The sequence below is a fragment of the Bradyrhizobium betae genome (genome assembly GCF_050632175.1).
GTDB lineage: Bacteria > Pseudomonadota > Alphaproteobacteria > Rhizobiales > Xanthobacteraceae > Bradyrhizobium > Bradyrhizobium betae_B.
This window is the reverse complement of sequence record NZ_CP192576.1, coordinates 1,835,462-1,862,003: the sequence shown is the minus strand read 5'-3', so window position 1 is coordinate 1,862,003 and position 26,542 is coordinate 1,835,462. Positions and strand designations below refer to the sequence as shown.

The 26,542-nt window shown below is 63.7% G+C and carries 25 protein-coding genes; 19 read left to right on the top strand and 6 right to left on the bottom strand.

The genetic code is table 11. The annotated features are described in order from the left end of the window. The gene (locus tag ACQ86E_RS09180) at positions 1-414 is read left to right on the top strand and encodes a VOC family protein (RefSeq protein WP_431205113.1); all 414 of its coding nucleotides are present in this window, start codon (positions 1-3) and stop codon (positions 412-414) included. Positions 415-506: 92 nt separating this feature from the next. On the opposite strand, the gene ACQ86E_RS09175 is transcribed toward ACQ86E_RS09180, so the two are convergent. Continuing rightward, entirely contained in the window at positions 507-869 is a 363-nt protein-coding gene (locus ACQ86E_RS09175; RefSeq protein WP_431205112.1) for a hypothetical protein, read from the bottom strand. A gap of 446 nt (positions 870-1,315) precedes the next feature. Continuing rightward, the gene (locus ACQ86E_RS09170) at positions 1,316-1,762 is read right to left on the bottom strand and encodes a hypothetical protein (protein ID WP_431205111.1); all 447 of its coding nucleotides are present in this window, start codon (positions 1,760-1,762) and stop codon (positions 1,316-1,318) included. Positions 1,763-1,927: 165 nt separating this feature from the next. On the opposite strand from ACQ86E_RS09170, the gene ACQ86E_RS09165 reads away from it, so the two are divergent. Continuing rightward, positions 1,928-2,875 (top strand): IS630 family transposase, encoded by a 948-nt coding sequence (locus ACQ86E_RS09165; protein ID WP_431206431.1) that lies wholly within the window; start codon positions 1,928-1,930, stop codon positions 2,873-2,875. Positions 2,876-2,968: 93 nt separating this feature from the next. Here ACQ86E_RS09165 and ACQ86E_RS09160 read toward each other — a convergent pair whose 3' ends face one another. Together ACQ86E_RS09160 and ACQ86E_RS09155 are read right to left on the bottom strand one after the other, a co-directional pair. After that, complete coding sequence (locus ACQ86E_RS09160; RefSeq protein ID WP_431205110.1) at positions 2,969-3,406, bottom strand: hypothetical protein; 438 nt, start codon at positions 3,404-3,406, stop codon at positions 2,969-2,971. 122 nt (positions 3,407-3,528) lie between these two features. Beyond that, positions 3,529-4,317, bottom strand: coding sequence for an SDR family NAD(P)-dependent oxidoreductase (locus tag ACQ86E_RS09155; protein WP_431205109.1), 789 nt, complete (start codon positions 4,315-4,317; stop codon positions 3,529-3,531). 194 nt (positions 4,318-4,511) lie between these two features. On the opposite strand from ACQ86E_RS09155, the gene ACQ86E_RS09150 reads away from it, so the two are divergent. Then, positions 4,512-6,110 carry a M6 family metalloprotease domain-containing protein gene (locus ACQ86E_RS09150; RefSeq protein WP_431205108.1) on the top strand — a complete coding sequence of 533 codons (1,599 nt, stop codon included), beginning with the start codon at positions 4,512-4,514 and terminating at the stop codon, positions 6,108-6,110. A gap of 81 nt (positions 6,111-6,191) precedes the next feature. Here the strand turns inward: ACQ86E_RS09150 and ACQ86E_RS09145 are convergent, their stop codons facing one another. Further along, positions 6,192-7,856 carry a methyl-accepting chemotaxis protein gene (locus tag ACQ86E_RS09145; protein ID WP_431205107.1) on the bottom strand — a complete coding sequence of 555 codons (1,665 nt, stop codon included), beginning with the start codon at positions 7,854-7,856 and terminating at the stop codon, positions 6,192-6,194. Between the two features lie 441 nt (positions 7,857-8,297). Between ACQ86E_RS09145 and ACQ86E_RS09140 the strand changes: the two genes are divergently transcribed. The 5 genes from ACQ86E_RS09140 to ACQ86E_RS09120 all read left to right on the top strand — a co-directional run bounded on the left by ACQ86E_RS09140 (position 8,298) and on the right by ACQ86E_RS09120 (position 11,251). After that, a complete protein-coding gene (locus tag ACQ86E_RS09140; protein ID WP_431205106.1) occupies positions 8,298-8,702 on the top strand; it encodes a YciI family protein in 405 nt (134 codons plus the stop codon). Positions 8,703-8,761: 59 nt separating this feature from the next. Further along, positions 8,762-9,127 (top strand): YciI family protein, encoded by a 366-nt coding sequence (locus tag ACQ86E_RS09135; RefSeq protein WP_431205105.1) that lies wholly within the window; start codon positions 8,762-8,764, stop codon positions 9,125-9,127. A 122-nt stretch (positions 9,128-9,249) separates the two neighbouring features. After that, positions 9,250-9,993, top strand: coding sequence for a TetR/AcrR family transcriptional regulator (locus tag ACQ86E_RS09130; protein WP_431205104.1), 744 nt, complete (start codon positions 9,250-9,252; stop codon positions 9,991-9,993). A gap of 120 nt (positions 9,994-10,113) precedes the next feature. Beyond that, positions 10,114-10,599, top strand: coding sequence for a DUF2852 domain-containing protein (locus ACQ86E_RS09125; RefSeq protein ID WP_431205103.1), 486 nt, complete (start codon positions 10,114-10,116; stop codon positions 10,597-10,599). A gap of 394 nt (positions 10,600-10,993) precedes the next feature. Continuing rightward, positions 10,994-11,251 (top strand): hypothetical protein, encoded by a 258-nt coding sequence (locus ACQ86E_RS09120; RefSeq protein ID WP_431205102.1) that lies wholly within the window; start codon positions 10,994-10,996, stop codon positions 11,249-11,251. Positions 11,252-11,394: 143 nt separating this feature from the next. Here the strand turns inward: ACQ86E_RS09120 and ACQ86E_RS09115 are convergent, their stop codons facing one another. Beyond that, positions 11,395-12,558, bottom strand: a complete 1,164-nt coding sequence (locus ACQ86E_RS09115) for an acyl-CoA desaturase (protein ID WP_431205101.1) — start codon at positions 12,556-12,558, stop codon at positions 11,395-11,397. Between the two features lie 313 nt (positions 12,559-12,871). Here ACQ86E_RS09115 and ACQ86E_RS09110 point away from each other — a divergent pair, with 313 nt between their 5' ends. From ACQ86E_RS09110 to ftsH, 11 genes are all read left to right on the top strand, one after another. Continuing rightward, the gene (locus tag ACQ86E_RS09110) at positions 12,872-13,636 is read left to right on the top strand and encodes a serine O-acetyltransferase (protein WP_431205100.1); all 765 of its coding nucleotides are present in this window, start codon (positions 12,872-12,874) and stop codon (positions 13,634-13,636) included. Between the two features lie 303 nt (positions 13,637-13,939). Next, positions 13,940-14,656: a protein TolQ gene (gene tolQ, locus ACQ86E_RS09105; protein WP_014439795.1), complete on the top strand. Its 717-nt coding sequence runs from the start codon at positions 13,940-13,942 to the stop codon at positions 14,654-14,656. Positions 14,657-14,801: 145 nt separating this feature from the next. Beyond that, positions 14,802-15,251, top strand: a complete 450-nt coding sequence (gene tolR, locus ACQ86E_RS09100) for a protein TolR (protein ID WP_431205099.1) — start codon at positions 14,802-14,804, stop codon at positions 15,249-15,251. 4 nt (positions 15,252-15,255) lie between these two features. Next, positions 15,256-16,215: a protein TolA gene (locus ACQ86E_RS09095; RefSeq protein ID WP_431205098.1), complete on the top strand. Its 960-nt coding sequence runs from the start codon at positions 15,256-15,258 to the stop codon at positions 16,213-16,215. Between the two features lie 41 nt (positions 16,216-16,256). Beyond that, positions 16,257-17,591, top strand: coding sequence for a Tol-Pal system beta propeller repeat protein TolB (tolB, locus tag ACQ86E_RS09090; RefSeq protein ID WP_431206436.1), 1,335 nt, complete (start codon positions 16,257-16,259; stop codon positions 17,589-17,591). Positions 17,592-17,844: 253 nt separating this feature from the next. After that, entirely contained in the window at positions 17,845-20,178 is a 2,334-nt protein-coding gene (locus ACQ86E_RS09085; protein WP_431205097.1) for a putative bifunctional diguanylate cyclase/phosphodiesterase, read from the top strand. Between the two features lie 193 nt (positions 20,179-20,371). Continuing rightward, complete coding sequence (locus ACQ86E_RS09080) at positions 20,372-21,097, top strand: N-acyl amino acid synthase FeeM domain-containing protein (protein ID WP_431205096.1); 726 nt, start codon at positions 20,372-20,374, stop codon at positions 21,095-21,097. Between the two features lie 294 nt (positions 21,098-21,391). Continuing rightward, complete coding sequence (pal, locus tag ACQ86E_RS09075) at positions 21,392-21,880, top strand: peptidoglycan-associated lipoprotein Pal (protein ID WP_041748053.1); 489 nt, start codon at positions 21,392-21,394, stop codon at positions 21,878-21,880. Between the two features lie 188 nt (positions 21,881-22,068). Further along, positions 22,069-23,109, top strand: coding sequence for a tol-pal system protein YbgF (gene ybgF / locus ACQ86E_RS09070; protein WP_431205095.1), 1,041 nt, complete (start codon positions 22,069-22,071; stop codon positions 23,107-23,109). Between the two features lie 64 nt (positions 23,110-23,173). Further along, positions 23,174-24,295 (top strand): tRNA lysidine(34) synthetase TilS, encoded by a 1,122-nt coding sequence (gene tilS, locus ACQ86E_RS09065; protein WP_431205094.1) that lies wholly within the window; start codon positions 23,174-23,176, stop codon positions 24,293-24,295. Between the two features lie 267 nt (positions 24,296-24,562). Further along, positions 24,563-26,485, top strand: coding sequence for an ATP-dependent zinc metalloprotease FtsH (ftsH, locus tag ACQ86E_RS09060; protein ID WP_014439804.1), 1,923 nt, complete (start codon positions 24,563-24,565; stop codon positions 26,483-26,485). Positions 26,486-26,542 lie beyond the last annotated feature (57 nt).

Below are 26,542 nucleotides of genomic sequence, written 5' to 3'. Positions count from 1 at the left end.
ATGCTCAATCCCTATCTGTTCTATCAAGACACCTGCGAAGCGGCTTTCAACTTTTACGCCAAGGTTCTGGGCGGCAGGATCGACGCCATGATGCGTTCATCGGACGCGCCTCCTGACATGCCTGCCGCGCCCGGCCGCGAGAAGATGATCATGCATGCGCGGATGTCGCTGCCCGACGGCACGGTGCTGATGGCCTCCGACGTTCCCGCCGAGCACTTCAACAAGCCGCAGGGCTTTTCGATCTCGCTCACCGTCAAAGACCCCGCGGACGGCGAGCGCAAGTTCAACGCGCTGGCCGACGGCGGCACCGTCACCATGCCCTTCAGCAAGACCTTCTGGGCCAAAGGCTTTGGCATGTGTGTCGACAAGTTCGGCATTCCCTGGATGGTGAACTGCCCGGCAGAGGGAATGTGACGGGGCACGCCGGCCTGATGCCTCAAGCGACGATCCCTCTCACTCGTTGCAGGCAGGGGGCGTCACCTCATGGGCGACAGGCAATGTGCCTCTCAGCGGATCGATCCGGTCACGTCCTCGCCGGACGGCGGCGACTGCACGCAGCTCGGGCAGATCACCAGCTTGGTGCCGAGCTGCCTGTCGTTCTCCGCTTCGATCTCGTCATGGACAGCCCACCATGCTTCGGAGTACGGGCGCAAGGTGCCGAGCACTCTCTGGCGCTCCTGATTGGAATCTTCCTGCGGGGGCGCGGGGTTCGCTGCGCGCCGCTTTGTGACGGAGGTGCGGTTGGGGGCCCGGTTCGGGTTCTGGCCGAAGCCGTCCCATGCGATCGGACGATGCTCCTGCGCCGGCGCCGCCGCGCATCCCATGAGCGCTGCGCAAAAAGTGAGCAAGACGAAGCCGCGTCGCATCATGCCGAACCCTCGGTGCGGTACGCGACTCGCAAACTCCGCGCGGGAAGGTTTGCATCGCGCCGGTTAAATGGAACTAAGGGAAACGGGCGTGGCCGGCATGGCCGAACATGAAGTGCTGCTTCGCATCAATTTGCGAGTGCAGTGAGGCCGCTTCGTGAAATGATACGGACCGCATCGCACAACAACTGGCGCAATATTAGGCTGTGAACTGCGTGTCAGAATCGCTAATCATTCTTTCATAAATTCGACAAACTGGGGCGGACGTGATTTGGAAGGGGAGCGACCGATGGCGGCGGCGCTGCAGATCAATTTTGCACTATGGGGTATGCTCATCTGCGCGAGCATGGAATTGGCGCAGATGATCCAGAGGCTCACTTAGGCCCGACGAGCGAGTGACCGGCGGCACTTTCGCCGACGCGCTTGGCCTGCTGGCTCGGAAGACCCTGTCAGCTCATGAGCAATGCGATGAGCGTGAAGCTGACGCTCGCGAGCACAATCATCGAAAGAACGTAGTTGCGCGGCCGCGCTGTTCGTGGCCTCCGTCGTCGCGGCGGATCTCCGATCCGCCAGGTGGTTTCCGACGACGCAAGCGTAGCCTCCGCCCCCGAGCCGGTATACTTCACATAAAGCTCGAGCAGCCGCAGCTCGGATGGCAGGTCCATCAGGCCCTCGCGGTCGCGGCGCGACAGCAGTTCGAACTCGACGGTTTCGTCGGAGCTCAGCTGGCCAAGGACGATGCGTCCCTGGTCCGACAGGCGATAGCGAAAATCGATGGGCTGCATGGTGCGCGAGCCGTTTGAAACTGAGTCGTCCTGAAAAAGCGGTACCATTCTAATCTTTGACCACTGCTGAGATGTGACGCCGCCGCGGCTCAGTCCGGCCGGCACCATCATAGTCCTTCGGGAAAAGCCGAAAACCGCGTAAATTGTGCAGTCATTGCAAAGCGGTTGAGCGGAATCAGCGCTTAGAGCGGTTCACAGATTTATTGAATCGGAAGGGATTCCGGAGCTGGGGCGAATATGATTCAAGATGCTGGCTGGGCTGGAGGCCAGCATCCGATGGTCCGACCAATTTCCAACGATTTACGTAAGCGCGCGGTGTCCGCCGTTGCCAAAGGTGAGAGCTGCCGATCCGTGGCAGAACGGTTTGGCGTTGCGGTCTCGTCAGTTGTGAAGTGGTCGCAGCGTTATCGAACAACCGGCTCGGTAGCGCCTGGCAAGATGGGCGGTCACCGCAAACCTGTGCTTGATCCGCACCGCGCCTTCATCGTCGAGCGGATCACTCAGACGCCGCACCTGACGCTGCATGGTCTGAAGGCGGAACTGGCAGCCCGCGGGGTCAAGGTCTCGCACAACGCAGTCTGGCTGTTCCTGCGCCGGGAAGGGCTGCGCTTCAAAAAAACACTGTTCGCCCTCGAACAGGCACGCGCAGACGTCTCTCGTAGGCGCCAGCGTTGGCGATCCTGGCAGGCCGGGCTCGATCCGGGCCGGCTCGTCTTCATCGATGAGACCTGGATCAAGACCAACATGGCCCCTTTGCGAGGCTGGGGACCCAAAGGGGCCCGCCTGCGCGGCTTCGCCCCGCACGGGCACTGGCGTACCCTCACATTCCTCGGCGCGCTCCGCCATGACCAACTCACGGCACCCTGCGTCTTCGACGGCCCGATCAACGCTGAATGCTTCCGCGGTTACGTGAAGCACATTCTCCTGCCGACCCTGCGCGAAGGCGACATCGTCATCCTCGACAATCTCGGAAGCCACAAGTCGAAAGCCGTCAGGCAGATGATCAAGGCGGCTGGCGCCAGGCTATGGTACCTACCGCCGTACTCGCCCGACCTCAACCCGATCGAACAGGCCTTCTCCAAGATCAAACACTGGATGCGGCAAGCTCAGAAGCGCACCATCGAGGACACTTGGCGCCACATCGGTCACCTCGTCCAGGACATCCAACCACGCGAATGCGCCAACTACTTTGCTAACGCCGGTTATGCTTCAATCAAAATGTGAAACGCTCTAGGAGCGCGGAAATTTGCAGAACTGCCTATTCGTCGGACAGTAGCGGGTGCAAGCCGGTCACGCCCCGGGCAGGCCACCTGATCCTCACCGGCAGCGTGAGTAGATCGCAGTGAGGTCGCGTCCCTTCAACAGAAGCAACCGCGACGAGAGTCCGCCTCGGCGGCTGATCCAGTCGCGCACCGGGCCCGGATAGGCCTGCAGCACCGCGTCGGATGCTTCCGGTTCGGCATAGAAGCGGCCACGCCGATCGACCGATCGCGCCGCATGAAAGCCGAGCACGGCGCGTTTCGTCACACAGATGCGCTCACCCGGCACGACGCTCAGCACCAGCGTGCAGGCAGACAGGCAGGGTCCGTCGATCACCACGCGCTCGCCGCTCTCGCGCACTTTCTCGAACAGATCGAGGAACGGCCCGACCTGGCCGCCCGGCGACTGGATGATGCGTATTTCAGCCGCCGCGGAACCGGCGGCAAGCAGCGCGGATGCGAGCATCAGGGCTTTGAAGACGATGATGGGTCGCATGAACTCTCCACGACTTCGGTTCCGTAGGGCTAAGCGCAGTGTGCCCACCCATGGCATCACAAGATTGGGGAGAGGGTGTGCAGGAGGCTTGCGCGCTTTTGCCTACCCTACAATTTCCGTGCCTATCCGTTCCGCCGTTGGCCGCGCAGCGTCGGCAGGCCAATGCCGGCCGCATCGAAGCCGCCATCGACGGCCAAAATTTGGCCGGTGATGTAGCTCGCGCTTCCCGAGCATAGGAAATAGATCGCTTCCGCGAGTTCCTCCTCCAGGCCGTAACGGTTGAGCGGAATGGCGTCGTGATAGTCGGCGCGGATCTCCCTGGTGTGCACCTGCTTTGCCATCGCGGTGTCGACCGGCCCCGGCGCCACCGCGTTGACGCGGATGTTGAGGGAAGCGAGCTCGACCGCGAGCTGTTTCGTCAGGTGCGCAAGGCCCGCCTTGCTGGTGCCGTAGGCCGAGCGCAGCGTCGAGGCCCGTACCGCCGAGATCGAGGTGACGTTGACGATGGCGCCACCGTGGCCATCGCGCATCAGTGGCACCGCCGCCTTGGCGCAGAGGAAGGGGCCGGTGAGGTTGACCTCGAGCACGCGGCGCCAGTCGGCCTCCGACGTCTCCATCAGCGGCGCGAACACGGCAATGCCGGCGTTGTTGACGAGCGCATCCAACCGGCCGAATTTCTGCTCGAGCGTCGTCATCGCGGCATCGACGGCCGCCGCATCCGAGACGTCGCAGGTCAGCGCCAGCGTGGTCTCGCTTTGGTCGATTTCGGCGACGGCACTGCCGAGCAACTCGCCCTCGATGTCGAGCAGCGCCACGCGCCAGCCTTCGGCGAGAAATTTCTTCGCCGTCGAAAGCCCGATGCCGCGTGCGGCTCCGGTGACGAGAGCGACTTTTTGCGGAGAGGCGGGCATGGCTTATCCATCGTTCGGGAATTGAGGCAGTCTCCCTACCATGAAAGCCGGGGCGAGACGCGACAAACTATCGCGCCTCCGGGTCTCCGGACGAGTGCCCTTCCGCGATCCGATGCAGTACAACTATCTCTGGTCGAATTTATTTCCTGTACAATTCCTGCTTATTTTCAAAATCGATTTCACGGAGACGCATCATGAAGCTGATGGCATCGGCTAGCAGATGGAGTTGCCGCTGCGGAAACAATCACGCATTCGCCTGCAGGGTTCCGCCGGCTCCGGATGTCATGGCGTCGCTGTACATGGAGTACAAGCGATCCGCCCAATACAAGAAGATGTCCTTCGCGGATTACCTTCTCAGCATCGGGTTCACCGACCCGTCCGTGGGCATGGTCGGGATGGACGACGAGGCGCAGTTCGTCCCGACGCCGGGCGGCCCGCAAAAGCTCGCCATTCCCAGTCAGGCCGTCACAGGTGAAGTGAAGGTCAAGGTGCTGCTGGTGGATTTTCCCGATCGGCCGGGAACGTTGGACCGGGTGCACTACGAGGATCTTCTGTTCTCAAAGGCAAAATACCCGACCGGCAGCATGCGTGACTTCTACGGAGAAGTGAGCCACGGCAAACTCGATGTGACCGGTTCAGTCGATGGCTGGCTGCGGATGCCGCAGCCATATTCGTATTACACCAACAACGAATCCGGAACGGAATGGAATAGCTATCCGCACAATGCGCCGCGACTAGCCGAGGACGCCGTCAACGCTGCGCTCGCTGCCAACGTCAAGTTCGATGCATCGCTCGACAAGTTTGGACGCGGCATCGTGACTGCGCTGTTTATCATCCATTCCGGGCGCGGCGCCGAGGTCATGCCGACCGTAGCAATGCAGCGCAAGCACATCTGGTCGCATAAGTGGAACCTCAAGAACGCGGTCGAGGTCGCACCGGATCTTTCCGCCACCATCTATTTGACGGTGCCAGCCGACTGCAAAGTGGGTGTTTGCGCCCACGAGCTCGGCCACCTGGCCTTCGAGTGGCAGGATTTCTACGACCCGAACTATGACGAAGATGGAACGTATTGGGACGGTACCGGCATTTGGGATCTGATGGCTGGCGGGTCCTACAACGGGGATGGCGCGCGTCCGGCACATCCAGCGCCTCTCCATAAACTGCAGCACGGCTGGATCACGGCGCAAACGATCGAAGCGTCGGCGAAGCTGACCATAAAACCCTATACGGCGGGCGTTGGGCGGATATTCAAGGTCGTGAGCCCCAAATTCAAGCCGAAGCAATATCTGCTGCTCGAGAACAGGAAGAAGGCCGGCTTCGATTTCGATCTTCCGGGCGAGGGATTGCTGGTCTGGAAGGTGGACGAGCCCAAAGAGCAATTTTCGAAAACCAAATCCGGGCTGTCGCTTGTGCAGGCCGATGGCAGCAACGACCTGGACAATCCCAACGACGGCAACCAAGGTGATGCCGGGGATCCCTTTCCCGGCTCGGAGCACTGCTTCGAGCTTTCCGACAGCGGCTCCGTGTCGACGTCGTTCCCCGGGACCAAATCAGGGATCACTCTCAAGAACATCGATCTGAGAGACGACGGGGTGATCACGCTGGATGTCGTCTTCACAAGTGCACCCGGTGCAAAGCCCAAGAAGAAGAAGGCCAAGAAGGCCAAGAAGGCCAAGAAGACCAAGAAGACCAAGAAGACCAAAAACGCCAAGGCTGCAAAGAAGCCGAAGGCTGCAAAATCGGCCAAGGCCGGCAGCTCCGCGAGGACAACGAAGAAGAAGCGCAAGCCTTGATCCGCTGCGCGCTCGGGGGCCGAAGCATGGGCGACCAGACGATCCGGCGCTGGTCGCGCCGGATGCCGTGAGAGCTTTGGCCTAGGACAGCTCCGCCGACGCGCGCTGCATGTTGGCCGACATGTCGGCCGTCACCGCGCTCTGCTCCTCGACTGCCGCGGCAGTGGTGGCGATGAACTCGTTGACGCCGGCGATCGCGACCTTGATCGCGGTCAGCGAGCTGGCGACGTCGCCGGAGATGGTGTTCAGCGCGTCGATTTCGGATGTGATCGTGTCGGTCGCCTGCTTGGCCTGGCTCGCAAGGTTCTTCACCTCGGAGGCGACCACGGCAAAGCCGCGGCCGGCTTCGCCGGCGCGCGCCGATTCGATGGTGGCGTTCAGCGCGAGCAGGTTGATCTGGCTGGTAATGCCGGAGATCATCTCGACGATGCCGCTCATGGCCTGCGCGGCCGCGTTCAGCTTCTGCGCCTGGCCGTCGGCGGCGTCGACCCGGCTGGTCGCGACTTTGGAGTTCTCGCGCGACTTCGCCATGGTCTCGGAGATTTCGCGGATCGAAGCGCTCATTTCTTCGCTGCCGGCTGCGACCGCCTCGATCAGTCCGCGGGCATTGTCGGCCTTCTTGCGGCCGATCGCCTGCGCGGTGATGTCGGTGGCGTATTTCACCACCTTGTAGGGCTTGCCGTTGAGGTCGAAGATCGGGTTGTAGGACGCCTGGATCCAGATCTCGCGGCCGCCTTTGGCGATCCGCTTGTATTCGGCGGCCTGGTATTCGCCGCGATTGAGCGTCTCCCAGAACTGGCGGTAGGCCGCCGAGTTCTTCTCGTTCGGCTCGACGAACATGCTGTGGTGCTGGCCCTGGATCTCGGCCAGCGAATAGCCCATCGCGTTCAGGAAGTTCTGGTTGGCGGTGCGGATCGTGCCGTCCATGTTGAATTCGATCACGGCCTGGGACTTCTGGATCGCGGCGAGCTGGCCGTCATTGTCGGCCGCCTTCATCTTCTGCGCGGTGACGTCGGTCGCGAACTTCACCACCTTGAAGGGCCTGCCCATCTCGTCGAGGATCGGATTGTAGGTTGCGAGAATCCAGATCTCCTTGCCGCCCTTGGCGATCCGCTTGTATTCGGCGGCCTCGAACTGGCCGCGGTTCAGCCGTGCCCAGAAATCCGCATAGGCGGCGCTGGCACGATCCTCCGGCGTCACGAACATGCTGTGATGCTTGCCCTGGATCTCGTCGAGCGCGTAGCCGACCGCGGCGAGGAAATTCTCGTTGGCGGTGACGATGGTGCCGTCCATGTTGAACTCGATCACGGCCTGGGCGCGGCTGATCGCGGCGATCTTGCCCGCGTCCTCCAGGGTCCGCATCTTGTAGGCCGTGATGTCGGTGGCGAACTTGATGAAGCTGACCACCTTGCCGTTCTCGTCGAGCAGCGGCGCGTAGGAGGCGTGGACCCAGACTTCCTTGCCGTTCTTGCCGAAGCGCCGGTATTGCGTGGTCTGGAACTCGCCGCGGTTCAGGCTGGCCCAGAAGTCGCGATAGCGGGCGCTCTCGCGCTCGGCCGGGCTGACGAAGATGCTGTGATGCTTGCCCTTGATCTCGGCGAGCGAATAGCCGCTCATCTTGAGAAGGTTCTCATTGGCGTCGAGGATGGTGCCGTCGAGATCGAATTCGATGACGGCTTGCGACCGATCGAGCGCCTCGACCTCCGCGACCGCGTGCCGGACTTTCTTGTTCTGGAAATTGAACACGTGATGCTCCGTGAGATCTCGAAGGCGGTTCGAACGTACCTTTCGCTTAGAGAAAAAGTTGCATAGGCTCGTTGAGCAACTGTAAACCCTTGCAAAGGCCTGCGCGATTTCCGTGGTGTCTCCCGCGGCATGCATCTCGTTCAAGTTGCAAGCATTCTCGATTCATATGCATGGCGGAATTCATATAACGGCGGCGTCGGGGCCGTAATTCTACGGGCGCAATTTGAAAAATATCTCCGCGTTCAGTGGGCGATGTCGCGGCGTCGATTTGGCGGCACAACGCAAGGCGGCCGGTTCGTCGGATGATCGCGTGCGACGGCCTTCAAAATAATGTTCGCGCCGATGTCGGTTCCGAAACGGGTCGCTCGTCTTACAGCGGCACCGTTGCCATTCCGGTCATCCGCCTCGCTCCCCGGAACGACGTAGCAAGAGGAACTTTCCATGCGTTTCATGATGCTGATGATCCCGCTCGGCTACGAGACCGCGCCGCCGGACGTCCAGCTCGATCCCGACCGCGTCGCCGCGATGATGCGCTACAACGAAGCGCTGAAGGACGCCGGCGTCCTGATCACACTCGACGGCCTGCACCCGCCCTCGATGGGCGCGCGCGTCTCGTTTGCGACCGGCGAGCCTATCGTGACCGACGGTCCCTTCGCCGAGGCCAAGGAGGTCCTTGGCGGCTATTGGATGATCGAGGTCGCCTCGCGTGCGGAGGCGATCGCCTGGGCCAGGCAATGCCCGGCCTCTGCCAATGAACTGATCGAGATCCGGCAGGTGCAGGAGATGGCCGACTTTTCGCCGGAGGTGCAGGCCGCCGCTGCCGGATTCGCCGACCTGAAGGAGTAGCGAAAGCGGCCGCGATAAATGCGCGGCTGTCGTCAATCATCGATCAAAGGAGAAAGCCGATGAGCACCGAACACAAATTCCTCGCCGTCTATCTCGGCAGCATGAGCGGCCCGAAGATGGCCGCCTGGCAGGCGCTGCCTGAGGCCGAGCGCAAGGCGAAGGAGCAGGAGGGCATGGCTGCCTGGCACGGCTGGGTCGAAAAACACAAGGCCGCCATCGTCGAGCTGGGCGGCCCGCTCGGCAAGACCCGGAAAATCGACGCCGGCGGCGTGACCGAAATCAGCAATGCGCTGACCGGCTTTACGGTGGTGCGCGCCGCCTCGCAGGAGGCCGCCGCGGAGCTGTTCAAGAACCATCCGCACTTTGCGATCTTCCCGGGCGAGTCCGTTGAAGTCATGCCGGTCCTGCCGATCCCGGGCCGGTAGGCTGGATTCCCGCGTTCCGGGTCTGCCGCTCCGAGGCGCCCCGGAACGACGGAACGCATCGTTCATCAAACAGCACTTCCCGCTAGTGACCTTCACCGCCGGCTCATGTAAAGCTCGTTCACATGAGCTGGCGCAAGGAGACGCGCCGCGCCGAGCGCGGCTATCACCACGGCAATCTGAAGGAAGCCCTGTTGCAGGCCGCCCTCGGGCTGATCGCCGAGAAGGGCGCGGCCGGCTTCACGTTCGCCGATGCCGCGCGCATGGCCGGCGTCAGCGCCGCGGCGCCCTACCGGCATTTCCGCGACCGTGAGGAGTTGCTGTCCTCGATCGCGCAGCGTGGTTTCGAACAGTTCGAGGCGCGGTTGACCGCGGCCTGGGACGACGGCCGGCCCGACACCGTCACCGCGTTCGAGCGCGTCGGCCGGGCCTATCTCGCCTTCGCCCGCGAGGAGCCGGCCTTCTACAATGCAATGTTCGAGTCGGGCGTGCCGGTCGACGCCAATCCGGCGCTTCAGGCCGCCAGCGAGCGCGCTTTCAACATCATCCGCGCCGCCGCCGAGCGCCTCGCGGCGCTGGCGCCGCCAGGCATGCCGCGGCCGCCGGCGATGATGATGGCGCTGCACATCTGGTCGATGGCGCATGGCGTGGCCTCGCTGTTTTCCCGCGGCGACGCCGCGCGACGAAAACTGCCGATGTCGCCGGACGAACTGCTCGAGGCCGAGGTGCTGATCTATCTGCGCGGCCTCGGCTTCCCGACCGACCGGCGCCCCCCGCCGCCGAAGAGCGCCGAGCCGCCGCCGGTGCCACCGGAGGCATCCTCCGGTTCTGGCGTGCCGGCCGGCGGTCCCTGGGGCAAGCCGAAATAAAATTGCGCAAATAATTCGCCCGCACTGTCAGGCGGCCAGCTTGACAAAATGACGAGATGGTCTAGCTATGTAAATGTTATTTACATTCACAACGGCGCTGGTGCCGTGATGGAGATGGAGATGGCCTACACCGCTGATGTCAATCGCTGGCGCGGTCCTTCGGAACAACACTACGAGCGTCCCCGCATGCTCGAGACGCCCTGGCATCCCGGCTGGATCGCCGTGACCATCCTCGGCTTCATCCTGTGGTGGCCGATCGGACTTGCCCTTCTCTTTTTCACACTCGGGAGCAGAAGAATGTCGTGCTGGAGCAATCAGGACCGCTGGCAGAACAAGATGGAGCGGATGCAGTACAAGATGGACCGCATGCGCGGCCGCATGGAGCGCCGTGGTTTTGGCTTCGGCTTCGGGCCGCCCTCGAGCGGCAACCGCGCCTTCGACGAATACCGCACTGAAACGCTGCAGCGGCTCGAGGAGGAGCAGGTCGAGTTCAAGAACTTCCTCGACCGTCTGCGTCACGCCAAGGACAAGGAAGAGTTCGACCAGTTCATGGCCCAGCACAAGACGCGTCCGACCCCGCCGCCGACCGACCAGCCGCAGAGCTGATCCGGACGCTGACGCCTCTCAAAGCCTTCAGGCGCATGCCCCCAAAAGTCCTGATGGCCCCGAGCCGCCCGCCTGCGAACCCCGCAGGCGGGCGGTTTGGCTTTGGGGCGCAGATCGAGCTCCCGAACCAGCGCACGATTCACCAACACCAAAACGGATGGACCTCCGCACCCGACTGCTTCTCGGCGTCACCGCGTTTGCGGTGCTGGGCTATATCGCGCTCGTCTATGGTGGTTGCGCAGCTGACCGCGATTGCCATTTTCGCCTCTGTCCCGGTGGACGCGCGTTTTGCGGAGTGGTCCATGCCGATGTGCAGGCACCGTAGAACCCGATCCGCGCGAGCCTCGACTAAGCCCTGAGCGCGCGTTTTCCGCGCGCATCGACGGGTACGGCCATGACGAATGCGGAACACAGGCAGATCAGGCAACGGATCGCTCTTCTCGAACGCGCCTCCGTGCTGTTCGATCGACACGGTGCCTCGGTGCCGCTCGTGATCGCGTTCCTCAACGGCTGGCCGACGGAGATCAAATTCTATCCGGAACTCGTGGTCGGTAACGCCTGGATGGTCATTCTCAGCCTCGCCCTCTATCAGCTTGCTGCATTCGCGCTCAGGCGCGCCATCGCGTTTGCGACAGCGGATATCGAACCATGAGCCTGCTCCGCGATTTCGCGCTCTTCGTCGTTCCCGCCCTCGTCGCGGCTGCCGGCTGGCTTTATGCGCTCAGCCTGCGCAAGCGAGCCCGGTCAGGCCGCCCGCACACCGCATAGAGCCGGAAGAAGTTCAGCGCGTCGCCGTCAGCTCGCCGTGGCGAGCTGCGCGCGAACCGATGCCAGGAAGTATTCGTAGGCGTGGTCGACGATCTCGTTGAGCGATCGCGTTCGCGCGAACATCGCCCTGGCCTCGGCGAGAAACTCATCGCGGGTCGGTATCTTCGGCAGATGAAGATGTGTCAGCGCATCGACACCTTCATGGGCCCGGTTGAGGATGTCTTGCAGCGTCGGCAACTGCATCTGGGCGAGGTCGGCCCGGCGCCGCGCCGACGAAATCGCGTGCGCGAGCGTCTGCGCATCGAACCGTGCGGCAAGATCGCGCGCCGCCCGGTTGATGACCCGTGCGCCGAGCGGCTGCTCGTTGCGCAGCACCTGTTCGGGCGGCGCCTTCATGTTCCAGACGATGCCGAACCAGGACAGGATCGTCAGGATGTAAAAGGTCACGTCGATTTCCCACCAGCGGAAGCCTTGCCGTACGCTGCTCTGGTAGGCGTGGTGATTGTTGTGCCAGCCCTCACCCATGGTGAACAACGCCAGCAGCCAGTTGTTGCGGGAATCGTCGCCCGTCACGTAGCGCTTGCGTCCATGCACATGAGCGAGCGAGTTGATGCAGAAGGTCGCGTGATAGACCAGCACCGTGCTCCACAGGAAGCCGACCACCAGACCCGACCACCCCGCGACCAGGAAGCAGAGCGCGGCAAGGACAAAGGCGGGCAGCAGCTCCAGCCGATGCAGCCACATCAGCTCCGGATAGGCAGCGAGATCGCCGACTTTCACGAGGTCGGTCGCGTCGTGCTCCCGGTAAAAAATCCAGCCGAGATGGCTGTACAGGAAGCCGCGCTGACGCGGCGAATGCACGTCCAATTCGGTATCGGAATGCAGATGATGGTGCCGATGCTTGGCCGCCCACCACAACACGCTCTTCTGCGCGGTGCTCTGCGCGAGGCAGGCCAGGATGAACTGAAATACCCGTCCGGTCGCGAAAGACTTGTGCGAGAAATAGCGGTGGTAACCTGCGCCGATGGCGAACATGCGCACGACATACAGCGAACCGCAGATTGCGACGGCCTGCCAGGTGACGCCTGACCAGATCGCTGCAAAGCAACCAAGATGGACCAGCACGAACGGTATTGCGGAGGGGTACATGACGTCGTCGTGCTGATGGTCGGCGGGCGCGTTGGGCGACATATCTTGGCGTGACCTTGGATGAGGAGGATCCGGGATTCGTTGCGGCGACGCCGAAGGCCGCCGGGTACGAAAAACCCGCGGATGGCGGACCACCGCGGGGACTCGAACGGGATGCTTTGCCTGGACACCCCCGGCCGAAGCAAAGTCGGCCTGAACTTCGCCGGACTATATGGTTGGGGAAGCCTGGCACGCAAGCTCGTAGCCTCACGGGGAGCTGCGGCAAGTTGTTCGGGGGCCCACGCCCGCCGCCGGCGCGGCGTGGCGCAAGGGCGGCACGCGGCCTATATTCGAGACGCGAGAAAAAGAGGCGGCGATGATGGCGGCTGCGACCTCGGCAAACGAGAGTCTCTGGAAGCAGATACGCGGTGAGGCACAACGCGCGATCGCGGCTGATCCTGTTTTCGGCAAATCCCTTGCCGATGCAGTCCTCGTCCATGACGATTTTGCTGCCGTCCTGGCCGATCTGATCGGGCGCAGACTTGGCGGTTCAGCGGCGGAGCGAGCGCGCTTCACGGCCTTTGCCCTCGACGCCTTTCGCGACTCACCGGAGGTGATCGAGACAGCCGGCCGCGACTTGCAGGCGATCGCGATCCACGATCCCGCCATCGCCGGGCTGTTGCCGCCGCTGCTGCATTTCAAGGGTTATGTCGCGTTGCAAGCCTGGCGCGTCTCGAACTGGCTCTGGAATCGCGGCCATGTCGATGCCGCGCTGTTGTTTCAGAACGAGTCTTCCAACCTGCTGCAGGTCAGCATCCATCCAGCCGCCGGCATCGGCGCGTCGGTCTATCTCGACCACGCCACGGGTATCGTGATCGGCGCGAATGTGGTCATCGGCGATGGGACCACCATCCTCCAGAATGTCAGCATCGGCCGCAACAGCGAACTGCCGGCGCGCTCGCCCCGCATCGGCAGCAATGTCTATATCGGCGCCGGCGCGACCGTTCTCGGCGATATCAGCATCGGCGATTTCGCCAAGGTCGGTGCCGGCACTATTGTGACCGCAGACGTGCCGGCCGGCTGCACGGCGGTCGGCAATCCCGCGCGATTGACCAATTGCCCTGAGCCCGTCCCGGCCTGACCCCAACCGTCTGCGCTGCCTACCTTTCCCGCAGCCAAATTCGCCCGCGGTAACCCGGCATTAACCATCGCCGGGCTCTGGTAATTGCGGACAATCGCGCCCAAAGCTGCGGTCAAGGCCCATAGTTTTGACATCTTGGCAGGGAATGCAGACGGCCGGCTTTGGACGAGCCCCTGCACTCCAGAAAAACAAGGCTTTGAGCGGGCTTGCCGGCCGCGCCGGTACTAGCGTGGCTGTTGGGGAACCGGCGGCCCTTCGCTGCTACGGAACATCGGTAACGATCGCCTTGAGAGGATACTGCTTATGAACCCGGCCGAAATGGCTCAGTCCGCCCTTCCGGTTGCCGCCTCCGCGGACGTGTCGCTGATCGCGCTGTTCTGGCAGGCTCACTGGATCGTGAAAGGGGTCATGCTGGGCCTTCTCGGCTGCTCGGTCTGGGTCTGGGCAATCGCCATCGACAAGATCTTCCTGTTTGCCCGCACCCGCCGCTCGATGGACCGTTTCGAGCAGGCGTTCTGGTCGGGCGAGTCGATCGAGGAACTCTATCGCACCCTTTCGGCCAAGCCGACGCATTCGATGGCGGCCTGCTTCGTCGCGGCGATGCGCGAGTGGAAGCGCTCGTTCGAGAACCAGGCGCGCTCGGTCGCCGGTCTTCAGATGCGCATCGACAAGGTGATGAACGTCTCGATCGCCCGCGAAGTCGAGCGGCTGGAACGCCGCCTGCTGGTGCTGGCAACCGTCGGCTCCGCCGGCCCCTTCGTCGGCCTGTTCGGCACGGTCTGGGGCATCATGTCGAGCTTCCAGTCGATCGCGGCGTCGAAAAATACCTCTTTGGCGGTGGTGGCTCCCGGCATCGCGGAGGCGCTGTTTGCGACCGCTGTCGGCCTTATCGCCGCCATTCCTGCCACTATCTTCTACAATAAGTTCACATCCGAGGTGAACCGGCAGGCCCAGCGGCTCGAAGGCTTCGCCGATGAATTTTCAGCCATCCTGTCGCGTCAGATCGACGAGCGGGGCTGATGGACGGCATGTATGAAGCGTTTTCGAGCGAAGTGGATACCGGTTCGCGTAAAGAAAACGCGTCAGGACAAGAATCTAGAGCCCCGTTCCGATTCCATCGGAACGGAAATGGCTCTACTGTGAAGGGCAATTTGGGCACGCGATCATGGCGATGAACGTTGCGAGTTCGTCCGGAGGCGGCGGGCGCCGTGGCCGGCGCAAGCCCGTCGTGGCCGAGATCAACGTCACGCCGATGGTCGACGTGATGCTGGTGCTGCTCATCATCTTCATGGTGTCGGCGCCGATGTTGACGGTCGGCGTACCGCTCGATCTGCCGCAGACCCAGGCCAAGAGCCTCGAAAACAACGACCAGAAGCCGATCCAGATGTCGGTCGACATCAATGGCAAGGTGTTCATCAACGATGCCGAGATCGCGATCAACGAGCTGATCCCCAAGCTCAAGGCGATCACGGAGGCGCGCGGCGGGCTCGAGGAACGCATCTATCTGCGCGCCGACAAGAAGGCGGATTACGGAACGGTAGCCAAGGTCATGGGCCTGTTGTCCGGCGCGGGCTTCAAGAAGCTGGCGCTCGTCACCGAGGCGGATCAGGGGTAAGCCGGTGAAGGTGAACGTCGACAAGACACTCGTTGCGTCGATTACCCTCCACGTCCTCGTGCTTGGATGGGGATTGTTCACCTTTAGCAGCAAGGCCTACGTGCCGGCGGAAGAGTCGCTCCCGGTCGACATCATCTCCACCGATCAGCTCGCCAAGATGATGTCGGGGCAGAAGACCGGCAAGAAGGAAGAGCCAAAGCCCAAGGTCGAGAAGATCGCCGAGGCCAAGCCCGAAGAGGACGCCGTCGGCAAGGTCACCGAGAAGAAAGAGCTGATCAAGACCAACTCGACGCCCGAGCCGCCGCCGAAACCCGTCGAGAAGCCGGTCGAGAAGAAGCCCGAGCCTCCGAAGCCCGTTGCCGAGGCGAAGCCGAAGGAAGAGCCGAAGCCGCCGGAAAAGAAGCCTGATCCGGCCAAGGAAGATCCGATCGCCGAGCTGCAGAAGAAGCTCGACACCAAGAAGCCGCCGCCCAAGCCCGTAGAGCAGAAGGTCGCGGCGGTGCAGCCGCAGCAGCATCCCAAGCCCAAGGAGCGCAGCTTCGATCCCGCGCAGATCCAGCGCGACCTCGACAAGCGCGCTGCGACCCGGCACGAGCTCTCCGGCTCGGCGCTGAATGCCTCGGCTGCGCTGGGCACGACGAGCGGCACGGCCGCCAATAACGTGGCGACCTGGCGGGGCGCGTTCACGAGCGCGGTCAGGCGCTGTTTCACGCCCACCTATAACGGGCAGGACGCCGATCTGTACGAGGCCGATATCGACATTCCGATGCAGATCGATGGCTCGCTGGCATCCGAGCCGATCATCGTCGCGGTGCGGGGCCCGTCCAGGTCGATTGCCCAAGCCGTTGCCGAAAGCGCCAAGCGCGCCATCGTGCAATGTCAGGTCTATTCGTTCATGCCCAGGCAGCAATACGAAGGCTGGAAGAAGATCGAGATGACTTTCGGCCTGAAAGACATGTTGTGACATCCGGACAAAAGAAATTTGCGATGAATGACGCCCGATCGATGAACCGCCGCCGCTTCATGACCCTGACCGGATCGACGCTTGCGATGCTCGGGGGCGGACCTGCCTTCGCCCAGCGCATCCGTATCGATCCCACGGAGTTCCGGCCGATCCCGATCGCGATCTCCAACTTCGTGCCGGGCTCGCCCGCCGACGGCGACGTCAGCAACGGCGTGACCCAGGTCATCACCAACAATTTGAAGCGGTCGGGCCTGTTCGCGCCGATCGACCAGGCCGCTTTCATCGAGCGCATCAGCAACATCGACGTCGCGCCGCAATTCCAGAACTGGAAGACTCTCAACGCCCAGGCGCTGGTCACCGGCCGCATGACGCGGCAGCAGGACGGCCGGCTCAAGGCCGAATTCCGCCTGTGGGACGTCATCACCGGCCAGCAGCTCACCGGACAGCAATACTTCACCTCGCCGGAATATTGGCGCCGCATCGCCCATATCATCTCCGACCAGATCTATGAGCAGATGACCGGCGAGAAGGGCTATTTCGACAGCCGCGTCGTGTTTGTCGACGAGACCGGGCCGAAGGAGCGCCGCGTCAAGCGGCTCGCGATGATGGACCAGGACGGCGCCAATGTGCGTTACCTGACCCGCGGCGCCGACCTCGTGCTGACGCCGCGCTTCTCGCCGAACTCGCAAGAGATCACCTACATGGAGTTCGGGCAGGGCGATCCGAAGGTCTATCTCTTCAACATCGAGACCGGCCAGCGCGAGATCGTCGGCAATTTCCCCGGCATGACCTTTGCGCCGCGCTTCTCGCCCGACGGCCAGCGCGTCATCATGAGCCTGCAGCAGGGCGGCAATTCCAACCTGTTCGTGATGGATTTGCGCTCGCGATCGACCACGCGCCTCACCGACACGCCGGCGATCGACACCTCGCCGTCCTACTCGCCGGACGGCACCCGGATCTGCTTCGAATCCGACCGCGGCGGCAGGTCGCAGATCTACGTGATGTCGGCGGGAGGAGGTGCTGCGCAGCGCATCTCATTCTCCAAGGACGACACCAACGCCACCTATTCGACGCCGGTGTGGTCGCCGCGCGGCGATTACATCGCCTTCACCAGACAGGGCGGCGGGCAATTCTCGATCGGCGTCATGAAGCCGGACGGCAGCGGCGAGCGGCTCCTCACCTCCGGCTATCACAATGAAGGTCCGACCTTCTCGCCGAACGGCCGCGTGCTGATGTTCTTCCGCGATCCCGGCGGGGCCGGCGGTCCCTCGCTGTTCTCCGTCGACATCTCCGGCCGCAACGAACTCAAGGTACCGACGCCCGGCTTCGCCTCCGACCCGGCCTGGTCGCCGCTGTTGTCCTCCACGCCGGGATAGAGACATCCGGCCTGAAACGTCGCGCGCTTGGACGCGCGATGTTTTCGAAGAACATGCAGAATTTTTCGGGTTTGGTGCGGGAGGCAAGCTTTCCTTTACCTTGTGCCCGGCAACGCTTGCCTAGTTGCTTGATATTTCAGCAGAAACAGGTTCGCTATTGCCGAAAAACAACTCGACTTTAACGATGTTCCCTCAGAAAGGCTTCATCTGGTCTGGGTAAAAGTACGCGCCAAACAGGACGCGTAACAAGCCAATGCAACTGGCCGACCAGAAGCAGAGCGATCGAGACGAGCTGGAGCCGATACTCTACGCCGCTCTCGTCAACTCCATGGTGCAGAATTTCTGGGCGATCTTCCTTGGCTCGGCCTCAGCGGCCGCGGCCGCGGTCATGACTGCGTTGAAGACCGGCGACGTCCGGCTGTGGCCGATCGCGTTCGCACTCATCGCCGTCGGCACCGGACGCGCGTTCCAGATGCGGCGCTATGAGAACCGCGCGCATGGGTTGTCGTTCGAAGAGGCGAGGCACCTGGAGCCGCGCTACTGGATCGGCGCGCTGATCTACGCCGCCGTGCTCGGGCTGTGGGCCTTTGTCGTCATCTATCTCAACGAGGATGCGGTTGCCGACATGCTCTGCGTCGCGATCGGCATCGGCTACACCGCCGGCGGCGCCGCCCGCAACTATGGAAGGCCGCGGCTGATCCAGTGGCACGTCGCGCTCGCCTGCGGGCCGATGTCGCTCGCTCTGATGCTGCACGGCGGATTCTATCACGTCGGCCTTGCCGTCCTGCTCATGTTCTTCTTCATCGGCATGAAGAACATCAACCTCAGCCTGCATGCGATCTTCGTCAAGGCGCTGACGTCGAGCTTCCGGGAATCCGCGCTGGCGAGCCAGTTCGACACCGCGCTGAACAACATGCCGCATGGCCTGTGCATGTTTCGCGCTGACGGACGCCTCGCGGTGATGAACCACCACTTCGGCGAGCTGATGGCCTTGCCGGAGGACCTGGTCAAGCGAGGTGCCACCGCCGCCGATATCGTGTCGGCCTGCATCGCCGCTGGCTCCATCTCGGCGGAAAGCGGCAAACAGATCATGGCCGAGATCGAGCATGGGCGGATCCGCGAGATCGTCACCGCCGATCCGGATTCCTCTCGCGGCCGCACGCTGGCCTGGACGTTCCAGCCGATGGCCCGGGGCGGCACCGTGCTGCTGCTGGAAGACATCACCGAACGTACCAACGCCGAAGCCCGGATCAGCCATCTCGCCCGCTATGACGAGTTGACCGCGCTGCCCAACCGCGTTTCCTTCCGTGACGAGATCGGGCGGCTGCTGGCGAACGCACACCATGCCGAGCGGCTTTCCGCGCTGTTGTTCGTCGACCTCGACCAGTTCAAGCAGGTCAACGACACGCTCGGTCATCCCTGCGGCGACCAGCTTCTGTGTGCGGTCGCCAACCGCCTGCGCGAGATGCTGCGGCCCGAGGATTTCGTGGCGCGCTTCGGTGGCGACGAGTTCGTCGTGTTCCAGCAGAACATCAGCGCGGCCGAGGACGCCGCGAGCCTCGCCCGCCGCATCGTCGAGCGGCTCAGCGAGCGCTACCGCATCGACAATCATCTGGTCGAGATCGGCGCCAGCGTCGGCATCGCGCTGACCGCGCCGGACGGCGCCGTCAGCGCCGACACCCTGCTCAAGAACGCCGACATGGCGCTCTACCGCGCCAAGGCCGACGGCCGCGGCACCTTCTGCTTCTTCCGCGACGAGATGGCGGCGACCGTCGAGGCCCGCCGCATCCTCGAGCTCGACCTGCGCAAGGCGCTCGCCAACGAGGAGTTCGAGCTGTTCTACCAGCCGCTCGTCAACCTCAAGACCGGCAAGATCACCACCTGCGAGGCGCTGCTGCGCTGGAATCATCCGGTGCGCGGCACGGTCTCGCCGGTCGACATCATTCCGGTCGCCGAGGACATGGGCCTGATCGTCGATCTCGGCCGCTGGATCCTGCGCCGCGCCTGCATGGAATGCATGAACTGGCCGGACGGCGTCAGCGTCGCCGTCAACTTCTCACCGCAGCAATTCCACCAGCGCGACGTGCTCAGCGAAATCCGCTACGCCCTCGAGGTCTCCGGCCTTCCGGCCCATCGCCTCGAGATCGAAATCACCGAATCCTCGCTGCTGCGCAACACCCAGCTCACCCATGACATCCTGTCGCAACTGCATGCATTGGGCGTGCGTATCTCGCTGGACGATTTCGGCACCGGCTATTCGAGCCTCAGCTATCTCCACAATTTCCCGATGCAGAAGGTCAAGATCGACCGCTCTTTCCTCGAGGGCATCGACACCGACCGGCCGCTGACGCTGCTGCGCGGCGTCGCGCGCCTGTCCGCCGACCTCGGCATGGCGGTCGTGGTCGAGGGCATCGAGACCAACGAGCAGCTCGAGCTGATCAGCGCCGACGGCACCGTCTCGGAGGCGCAAGGCTATTTGTTCAGCCGTCCGGTGCCCGCGGTGCGGATGCGCCAGCTCCTCAACGCCTCGCATGGACGCCGCGGGGACGGCCTGCTCCAGGTCGTCGTCTCGCGCTCCTTCGCCTGACGCGACATCCGAAAACCACCCGTTATTTCAGACTGTTGCTGGCGCGACGGAGTGCTGCGGAGGTTAACCCTAACCGTTCGATTGCTTTGCATGTTTGTTAAGAAGGTGTTAATAAATCATCGCGCCCGCGCAAGTTGTCTTGCGCGAATTGCCTCGAGATCGACGCGTCGTGAGTGGTGGGTAAGGAGTTGGAATGCAGTCCTCAGCCAGATCTTTCATTTCGGCTGTTGGACGTGGAGCGGAGCTCCTGACCGACGTCGATTACCATCTCGCGGAAACGGCCGCGGAGAAGGAAGAGATCTACAACCTCCGCTACCGCGCCTATCTGCGTGAGGGCGCCGTCAAGGAATCCCCGGAAGCCCGGGTCACCGACCGCTACGACGAACTGCCGAACGCCTGGACCTTCGGCGTCTACCTCCGTGGCCAGCTCTGCAGCTCGGTGCGCATCAGCGTGCTGACCTCGGAGTGGCGCGAGTCCACTTCGGCCGATGTCTTCCCTGAGATCCTGATGCCGCGGCTGGATCGCGGCGAGGTCATGATCGATCCGACGCGGTTCGTTGCCGATCCGGACCAGGTGAAGCGGGTTCCGGAATTGCCCTATCTGACCACCCGGCTCGCCTACATGGCGTGCGAGCATTTCAATGCCGATCTCGGCCTTGCCATCGTACGTTCCGAGCACCAGGCGTTTTACCGCCGGGTGTTTCTGCATGAGACCATTGCCGAGCCCCGGCTCGTTCCGGGGCTCACCAAGCCGTTTGGCCTGATGGCGGCGGACTTCCCGACCTTCCGCAAGAAGGTGTTCGAGCGCTATCCGATCATGCGATCCACTGCCTTCGAGCGGCGGATGCTGTTCGGGCGGGGTGGTCAGCGCCAGGTCCCGCAGCGGCCTGTGCTGGTGGCGGAAGCCGCTCACGTCTAAAGTCCGCGCCGGCGTGGTCATGGCCGCGCCCGATGCCTTTCGGCGGTAGCTCCCGTCTCCGCGCACCGCACCTTGGGCTAAAATTCCGGCAAAACTGGCATGTTTGCCGGCGAACGCGGCTTGCCTTCACCCTCGCGCCACATTTACAACCCATTAACCATGGCGGGTGCTTTTCGCTGGTTGGGGGCATTTGACCGGCTGGAGCAAGGTTCCGTCAAGGTTGACGGAACGTTCGCTTAACCAACCCCTGTAGACCCGATGGCAGTGGACGAACGTGAGCGTGGAGGCTCCGGAATGAAATACCCTATGCGCATCCTCCAGGGATTGAAGCTGGCTGCGGTGGTCGCAATCGCGCTGTCGATGGGCGCCTGCGCCAACAAGAATGCTGCGACGGATGCGATGGCCAACGCGGCGACGCCGGGCAGCCAGCAGGACTTCGTCGTCAACGTGGGTGACCGCGTGTTCTTCGAAAGCGACCAGACCGATCTGACCCCGCAGGCGATCGTGACCCTGGAGAAGCAGGCGCAGTGGCTCCAGAGCTACCCGCGCTACTCCTTCACCATCGAAGGTCATGCCGACGAGCGTGGCACCCGCGAATACAACATCGCGCTCGGCGCCCGCCGTGCCCAGTCGGTGCGTTCGTTCCTCGCCTCGCGCGGCATCGACGCCAACCGCATGCGCACGATCTCCTATGGCAAGGAGCGGCCGGTGGCCGTCTGTAACGACATCTCCTGCTGGTCGCAGAACCGTCGCGCTGTGACCGTTCTGAACGCGAGCTCCTGAGGCTTTAGTCAGGCACCGTTCATCTTCGGAAACCGATCATGCCGGCGCCCTCTCGGGCGCCGGTTTCGTTTCAGCAATCTGTGACCGAAACCCCGTGGTGCCAGTCACATTTTTGGCGTAGTGCCTTTCAATGTGTGCCGCGTCGCATGTTCGGTCGCAGATCATTTCGTTTTCGTCGTCAGGACAAGATGTCATCCAGATCCAAGGTCTTTTCCGGCACCGTGGCGATCGCCGCGCTGCTGTCTTTGGGCTCGCCTTCCTTCGCTCAGTCGGACGATGACCCCGAGATACGGATCGAGCGGCTGGAGAACCAGTTGCGCCAGCTCACCGGCCAGAACGAAGAGTTGCAATATCGCAACCGTCAGCTCGAAGAGCGGCTGCGGGCGGTCGAGGGCGGCGCGCAAGGCGCGACGCCCGGACAGGCGCCGGCGCAGCCCAATGTCGCCGCGATGCCGCCTGCTCAGGTGGCGCCGGCCTACCGTCAGCAGCAGCCCGCCCAGCCGAACTACGAGCAGCCCCAGATCGCTTCTCCCGCGCCGATCGTCCAGGAGCAGCCGGCGCCCGGTGCCCCCGGCAGCCGTCGCCGCGGCGACGCCTTCGACCCGAGCCAGAATCCGAGTGCACCCGGCGCGCCGCGCGCGCTCGGCGGCGGACAGCAGCCGATGCCGGCAGGTCCTCAGGTCGGCGCGCCCGGCGGGCGCAACGCCGGCGAGCCGCTCGATCTTGGCAACACCGGCGGGCGCTATCCGCAGGCCGCAGCGCCCGCCCAGCCGGTCTATCCGCCGGCCCAGCCAGGCTATCCCGCGCCGGGCGGCGGCGTTGGCCTGACCACGCTGCCGCCCTCGGCATCGCCGCGCGACGAGTTCGACCTCGGCATCGGCTACATGCAGCGGAAGGACTATGCGCTCGCCGAGCAGACCATGAAGAATTTTGCGCAGAAATATCCGAGCGATCCGCTGCTCGGGGACGCGCAATACTGGCTCGGCGAGAGCTACTTCCAGCGCCAGCAATATCGCGACTCCGCGGAAGCCTTCCTCGCCGTCACCACCAAATACGACAAGTCGGCCAAGGCGCCGGATGCCCTGCTGCGGCTCGGCCAGTCGCTGGCCGCGCTGAAGGAGAAGGAGGCCGCCTGCGCCGCCTTCGGCGAGGTCGGTCGCAAATTTCCGCGCGCCTCCGCCGGCGTCAAGGCCGCGGTGGATCGCGAACAGAAGCGCGTGAAGTGCTGATCCGCTGACAAGGCGGATCAGTTTGCGCTAGACAGTCGGTCCATCCGCGGACGATTGCAGCGTCATGTCAGACGACGACAATTCGACGATCTCGGCGCGCGCGGCGAAGCAACTCTTCGCCGAGCTCAAGAGCTCACCGGCACTGGTGCTCGCGGTCTCCGGCGGGCCGGACTCGGTCGCGCTGATGTGGCTCGCCGCGCGCTGGCGTCGCAGCCTTCCGCGCGGCCCGCAACTCACCGTCGTCACCGTCGATCACGGCCTGCGACCGGAAGCGGCCCGCGAGGCGCGCGAGGTCAAGCGACTGGCAACGGAGCTCGGCCTGCCCCACCGGACCCTGCGCTGGCGCGGTGCGAAGCCGAAGAGGGGACTGCCGGCGGCCGCGCGCGAGGCGCGCTACCGCCTGCTCGCGCAGGCCGCGCGCAAGGCCGGCGCGAGCCATGTGCTGACCGCCCACACCCGCGACGACCAGGCCGAGACCCTGTTGATGCGCCTCGTTCGCGGCAGCGGGCTTGCCGGGCTGTCGGCGATGGCGCGCCGCACGGAGCGCGATGGCATCGTCCTGGCGCGCCCGCTGCTCGATGTGCCGAAGTCGCAGCTCGTCGCGACCTTGAAGCGCGCGAAGATCGGCTTTGCCGACGATCCCACCAATCGCGACACCGCCTTCACTCGGCCGCGGCTGCGCGCGCTGCTGCCGCAGCTTGCGGCCGAGGGTGGCGATACCCGCACGCTGGTGCGGCTAGCAGGCAGGTTCGCGCGTGCCAATGCGGCAATCGAATTGATGACCGACGGCGCCGAGCGCTTCCTTCAGCTCCGGGCACGCGGCGATGCGCCGCAGGCCGGCAGTCGGAGCTATGAAGCATCCGCATTTGCCGCCCTGCCGGAGGAGGTTCGGCTGCGGCTTCTGCTGCGGGCCGTCAATGCCCTCGGCCATGAGGGGCCTGCGGAACTCGGCAAGGTGGAAACCCTCATGGCCGCGCTTGATCAGGCGATGCTCGATCGCGACGTGGCGGCAAGGCTGCCTGCGGTCGCAACTGGCCGTGCGATCCTGAAGCAGACCCTTGCGGGAGCCTTGATCAGCCTTGCCGGGGGGCGTATCCACATCGCGCCGGCGCCGGCCCGACGGTCCAAGGGGACTTGCAAGGGGACCTGCAAGGGGACCCGAATGGCGGACGAGGGCGGACCATGACACCGGCCGTTTGCGCCACGCGCCGTCAGGACACCTTAACCAGGCGGGAAAAACCACGGATTGATCGCCATTATTTCAGCGGGAATCGCTCCAAGATGGGCTAAATAGTCCCATCTCGTTCCCTTGGCAGCGACCGGGGCGGCACCTAGATTGTATGCGTCCAACCGAGAAGATTCCTTTGGGATTTCCTCGCGCTGCCCAAAGTAGCTGACCAAGTAAACGACGAAGGATCAGGGCCGCGATCCGCGCGACCACGAAGGAAGATCGATGAACGCCAATCTGCGCAATTTCGCCCTCTGGGTCATCATTGTCCTGCTGCTGTTGGCGTTGTTCACGCTCTTCCAGAATCCGGGTCAGCGCGCCTCCTCGCAGGACATCGCCTTCTCCCAGCTCCTCAGCGAAGTTGACCGCGGCAATGTGCGCGACGTCGTGATCCAGGGGCCGGACATCCACGGCACCTTCACCAACGGCTCGAGCTTCCAGACCTATGCGCCGAACGACCCGACGCTGGTGAAGCGCCTCTATGACAGCAAGGTGCAGATCAGCGCGAAGCCGCCCGGCGACAACGTGCCGTGGTTCGTCTCGCTGCTGGTCTCCTGGCTGCCCTTCATCGCGCTGATCGGCGTCTGGATCTTCCTGTCGCGGCAGATGCAGGGCGGCGCCGGCAAGGCGATGGGCTTCGGCAAGTCGCGCGCGAAGATGCTGACGGAAGCACATGGCCGCGTCACTTTCGAGGACGTCGCCGGCGTGGACGAAGCCAAGCAGGACCTGCAGGAGATCGTCGAATTCCTGCGCGACCCCGGCAAATTCCAGCGCCTCGGCGGCCGCATTCCGCGCGGCGTGCTGCTGGTCGGCCCTCCCGGCACCGGCAAGACCCTGATCGCGCGTGCGGTTGCGGGCGAAGCCAACGTGCCGTTCTTCACCATTTCGGGTTCCGACTTCGTCGAGATGTTCGTCGGCGTCGGTGCGTCCCGCGTCCGCGACATGTTCGAGCAGGCCAAGAAGAACGCGCCCTGCATCATCTTCATCGACGAAATCGATGCGGTCGGTCGTCACCGTGGTGCCGGTCTCGGTGGCGGCAATGACGAGCGCGAGCAGACGCTGAATCAGTTGCTGGTCGAGATGGACGGCTTCGAGGCCAACGAGGGCGTGATCCTGATCGCGGCGACCAACCGTCCCGACGTGCTCGATCCCGCGCTGCTGCGTCCCGGCCGCTTCGACCGTCAGGTCGTGGTGCCCAATCCCGACGTGGTCGGCCGCGAGCAGATCCTCAAGGTTCACGTCCGCAAGGTGCCGCTGGCGCCGGATATCAACCTCAAGACCATCGCGCGCGGCACCCCGGGCTTCTCCGGCGCCGACCTGATGAACCTCGTCAACGAAGCCGCCCTGACCGCCGCCCGCCGCAACAAGCGGATGGTGACGCAGGCCGAGTTCGAAGAGGCCAAGGACAAGGTGATGATGGGCGCCGAGCGCAAGTCGCTCGTCATGACCGAGGAAGAGAAGCTGCTGACGGCCTATCACGAGGGCGGTCACGCCATCGTCGGCCTCAACGTCGTCGCGACCGACCCGATCCACAAGGCGACCATCATTCCGCGCGGCCGTGCGCTGGGCATGGTCATGCAGCTGCCCGAGCGAGACAAGCTGTCGATGTCTCTGGAGCAGATGACCTCGCGCCTCGCCATCATGATGGGCGGCCGCGTCGCTGAAGAGCTGATCTTCGGCCGCGAAAAGGTGACCTCGGGTGCGTCCTCCGACATCGAGCAGGCCACGCGCCTCGCCCGCATGATGGTGACGCGCTGGGGCCTGTCCGAGGCGCTCGGCACCGTGTCCTACGGCGAAAACCAGGACGAGGTTTTCCTCGGCATGTCGGTGTCGCGCACCCAGAACGCATCGGAAGCGACGGTCCAGAAGATCGATACCGAGATCCGGCGTTTCGTCGAAGAAGGCTACAACGAAGCGACGCGCATTCTCACGGAGAAGCGCGCCGATCTGGAAGCGCTTGCCAAGGGCCTGCTCGAGTTCGAGACGCTGTCCGGCGACGAGATCATCGATCTGCTCAAGGGCAAGAAGCCGAACCGCGAGTCCGTGCTCGAGCCGACCACGCCGCGCGCCTCCGCCGTGCCCCCGGCCGGCAAGTCGCGCCCGCGGCCCGATCCGGATCCCGGCCTGGAGCCGCAGCCGCAGGCGTAATTGCCAAGGCGGTGCATCGAATTGAAAAACGCGGCGGAAACGCCGCGTTTTTTATTG

What these genes read in the sequence shown, in the direction of transcription:
- ACQ86E_RS09180 (WP_431205113.1), top strand. Translation starts at nt 1, where the DNA reads ATGCTCAATCCCTATCTGTTCTATCAAGACACCTGCGAAGCGGCTTTC.
- ACQ86E_RS09175 (WP_431205112.1), bottom strand. Translation starts at nt 869, where the DNA reads ATGATGCGACGCGGCTTCGTCTTGCTCACTTTTTGCGCAGCGCTCATG.
- ACQ86E_RS09170 (WP_431205111.1), bottom strand. Translation starts at nt 1,762, where the DNA reads ATGATGGTGCCGGCCGGACTGAGCCGCGGCGGCGTCACATCTCAGCAG.
- ACQ86E_RS09165 (WP_431206431.1), top strand. Translation starts at nt 1,928, where the DNA reads ATGGTCCGACCAATTTCCAACGATTTACGTAAGCGCGCGGTGTCCGCC.
- ACQ86E_RS09160 (WP_431205110.1), bottom strand. Translation starts at nt 3,406, where the DNA reads ATGCGACCCATCATCGTCTTCAAAGCCCTGATGCTCGCATCCGCGCTG.
- ACQ86E_RS09155 (WP_431205109.1), bottom strand. Translation starts at nt 4,317, where the DNA reads ATGCCCGCCTCTCCGCAAAAAGTCGCTCTCGTCACCGGAGCCGCACGC.
- ACQ86E_RS09150 (WP_431205108.1), top strand. Translation starts at nt 4,512, where the DNA reads ATGAAGCTGATGGCATCGGCTAGCAGATGGAGTTGCCGCTGCGGAAAC.
- ACQ86E_RS09140 (WP_431205106.1), top strand. Translation starts at nt 8,298, where the DNA reads ATGCGTTTCATGATGCTGATGATCCCGCTCGGCTACGAGACCGCGCCG.
- ACQ86E_RS09135 (WP_431205105.1), top strand. Translation starts at nt 8,762, where the DNA reads ATGAGCACCGAACACAAATTCCTCGCCGTCTATCTCGGCAGCATGAGC.
- ACQ86E_RS09130 (WP_431205104.1), top strand. Translation starts at nt 9,250, where the DNA reads ATGAGCTGGCGCAAGGAGACGCGCCGCGCCGAGCGCGGCTATCACCAC.
- ACQ86E_RS09125 (WP_431205103.1), top strand. Translation starts at nt 10,114, where the DNA reads ATGGCCTACACCGCTGATGTCAATCGCTGGCGCGGTCCTTCGGAACAA.
- ACQ86E_RS09120 (WP_431205102.1), top strand. Translation starts at nt 10,994, where the DNA reads ATGACGAATGCGGAACACAGGCAGATCAGGCAACGGATCGCTCTTCTC.
- ACQ86E_RS09115 (WP_431205101.1), bottom strand. Translation starts at nt 12,558, where the DNA reads ATGTCGCCCAACGCGCCCGCCGACCATCAGCACGACGACGTCATGTAC.
- ACQ86E_RS09110 (WP_431205100.1), top strand. Translation starts at nt 12,872, where the DNA reads ATGATGGCGGCTGCGACCTCGGCAAACGAGAGTCTCTGGAAGCAGATA.
- tolQ (WP_014439795.1), top strand. Translation starts at nt 13,940, where the DNA reads ATGAACCCGGCCGAAATGGCTCAGTCCGCCCTTCCGGTTGCCGCCTCC.
- tolR (WP_431205099.1), top strand. Translation starts at nt 14,802, where the DNA reads ATGGCGATGAACGTTGCGAGTTCGTCCGGAGGCGGCGGGCGCCGTGGC.
- tolB (WP_431206436.1), top strand. Translation starts at nt 16,257, where the DNA reads ATGAACCGCCGCCGCTTCATGACCCTGACCGGATCGACGCTTGCGATG.
- ACQ86E_RS09085 (WP_431205097.1), top strand. Translation starts at nt 17,845, where the DNA reads ATGCAACTGGCCGACCAGAAGCAGAGCGATCGAGACGAGCTGGAGCCG.
- ACQ86E_RS09080 (WP_431205096.1), top strand. Translation starts at nt 20,372, where the DNA reads ATGCAGTCCTCAGCCAGATCTTTCATTTCGGCTGTTGGACGTGGAGCG.
- pal (WP_041748053.1), top strand. Translation starts at nt 21,392, where the DNA reads ATGAAATACCCTATGCGCATCCTCCAGGGATTGAAGCTGGCTGCGGTG.
- ybgF (WP_431205095.1), top strand. Translation starts at nt 22,069, where the DNA reads ATGTCATCCAGATCCAAGGTCTTTTCCGGCACCGTGGCGATCGCCGCG.
- tilS (WP_431205094.1), top strand. Translation starts at nt 23,174, where the DNA reads ATGTCAGACGACGACAATTCGACGATCTCGGCGCGCGCGGCGAAGCAA.
- ftsH (WP_014439804.1), top strand. Translation starts at nt 24,563, where the DNA reads ATGAACGCCAATCTGCGCAATTTCGCCCTCTGGGTCATCATTGTCCTG.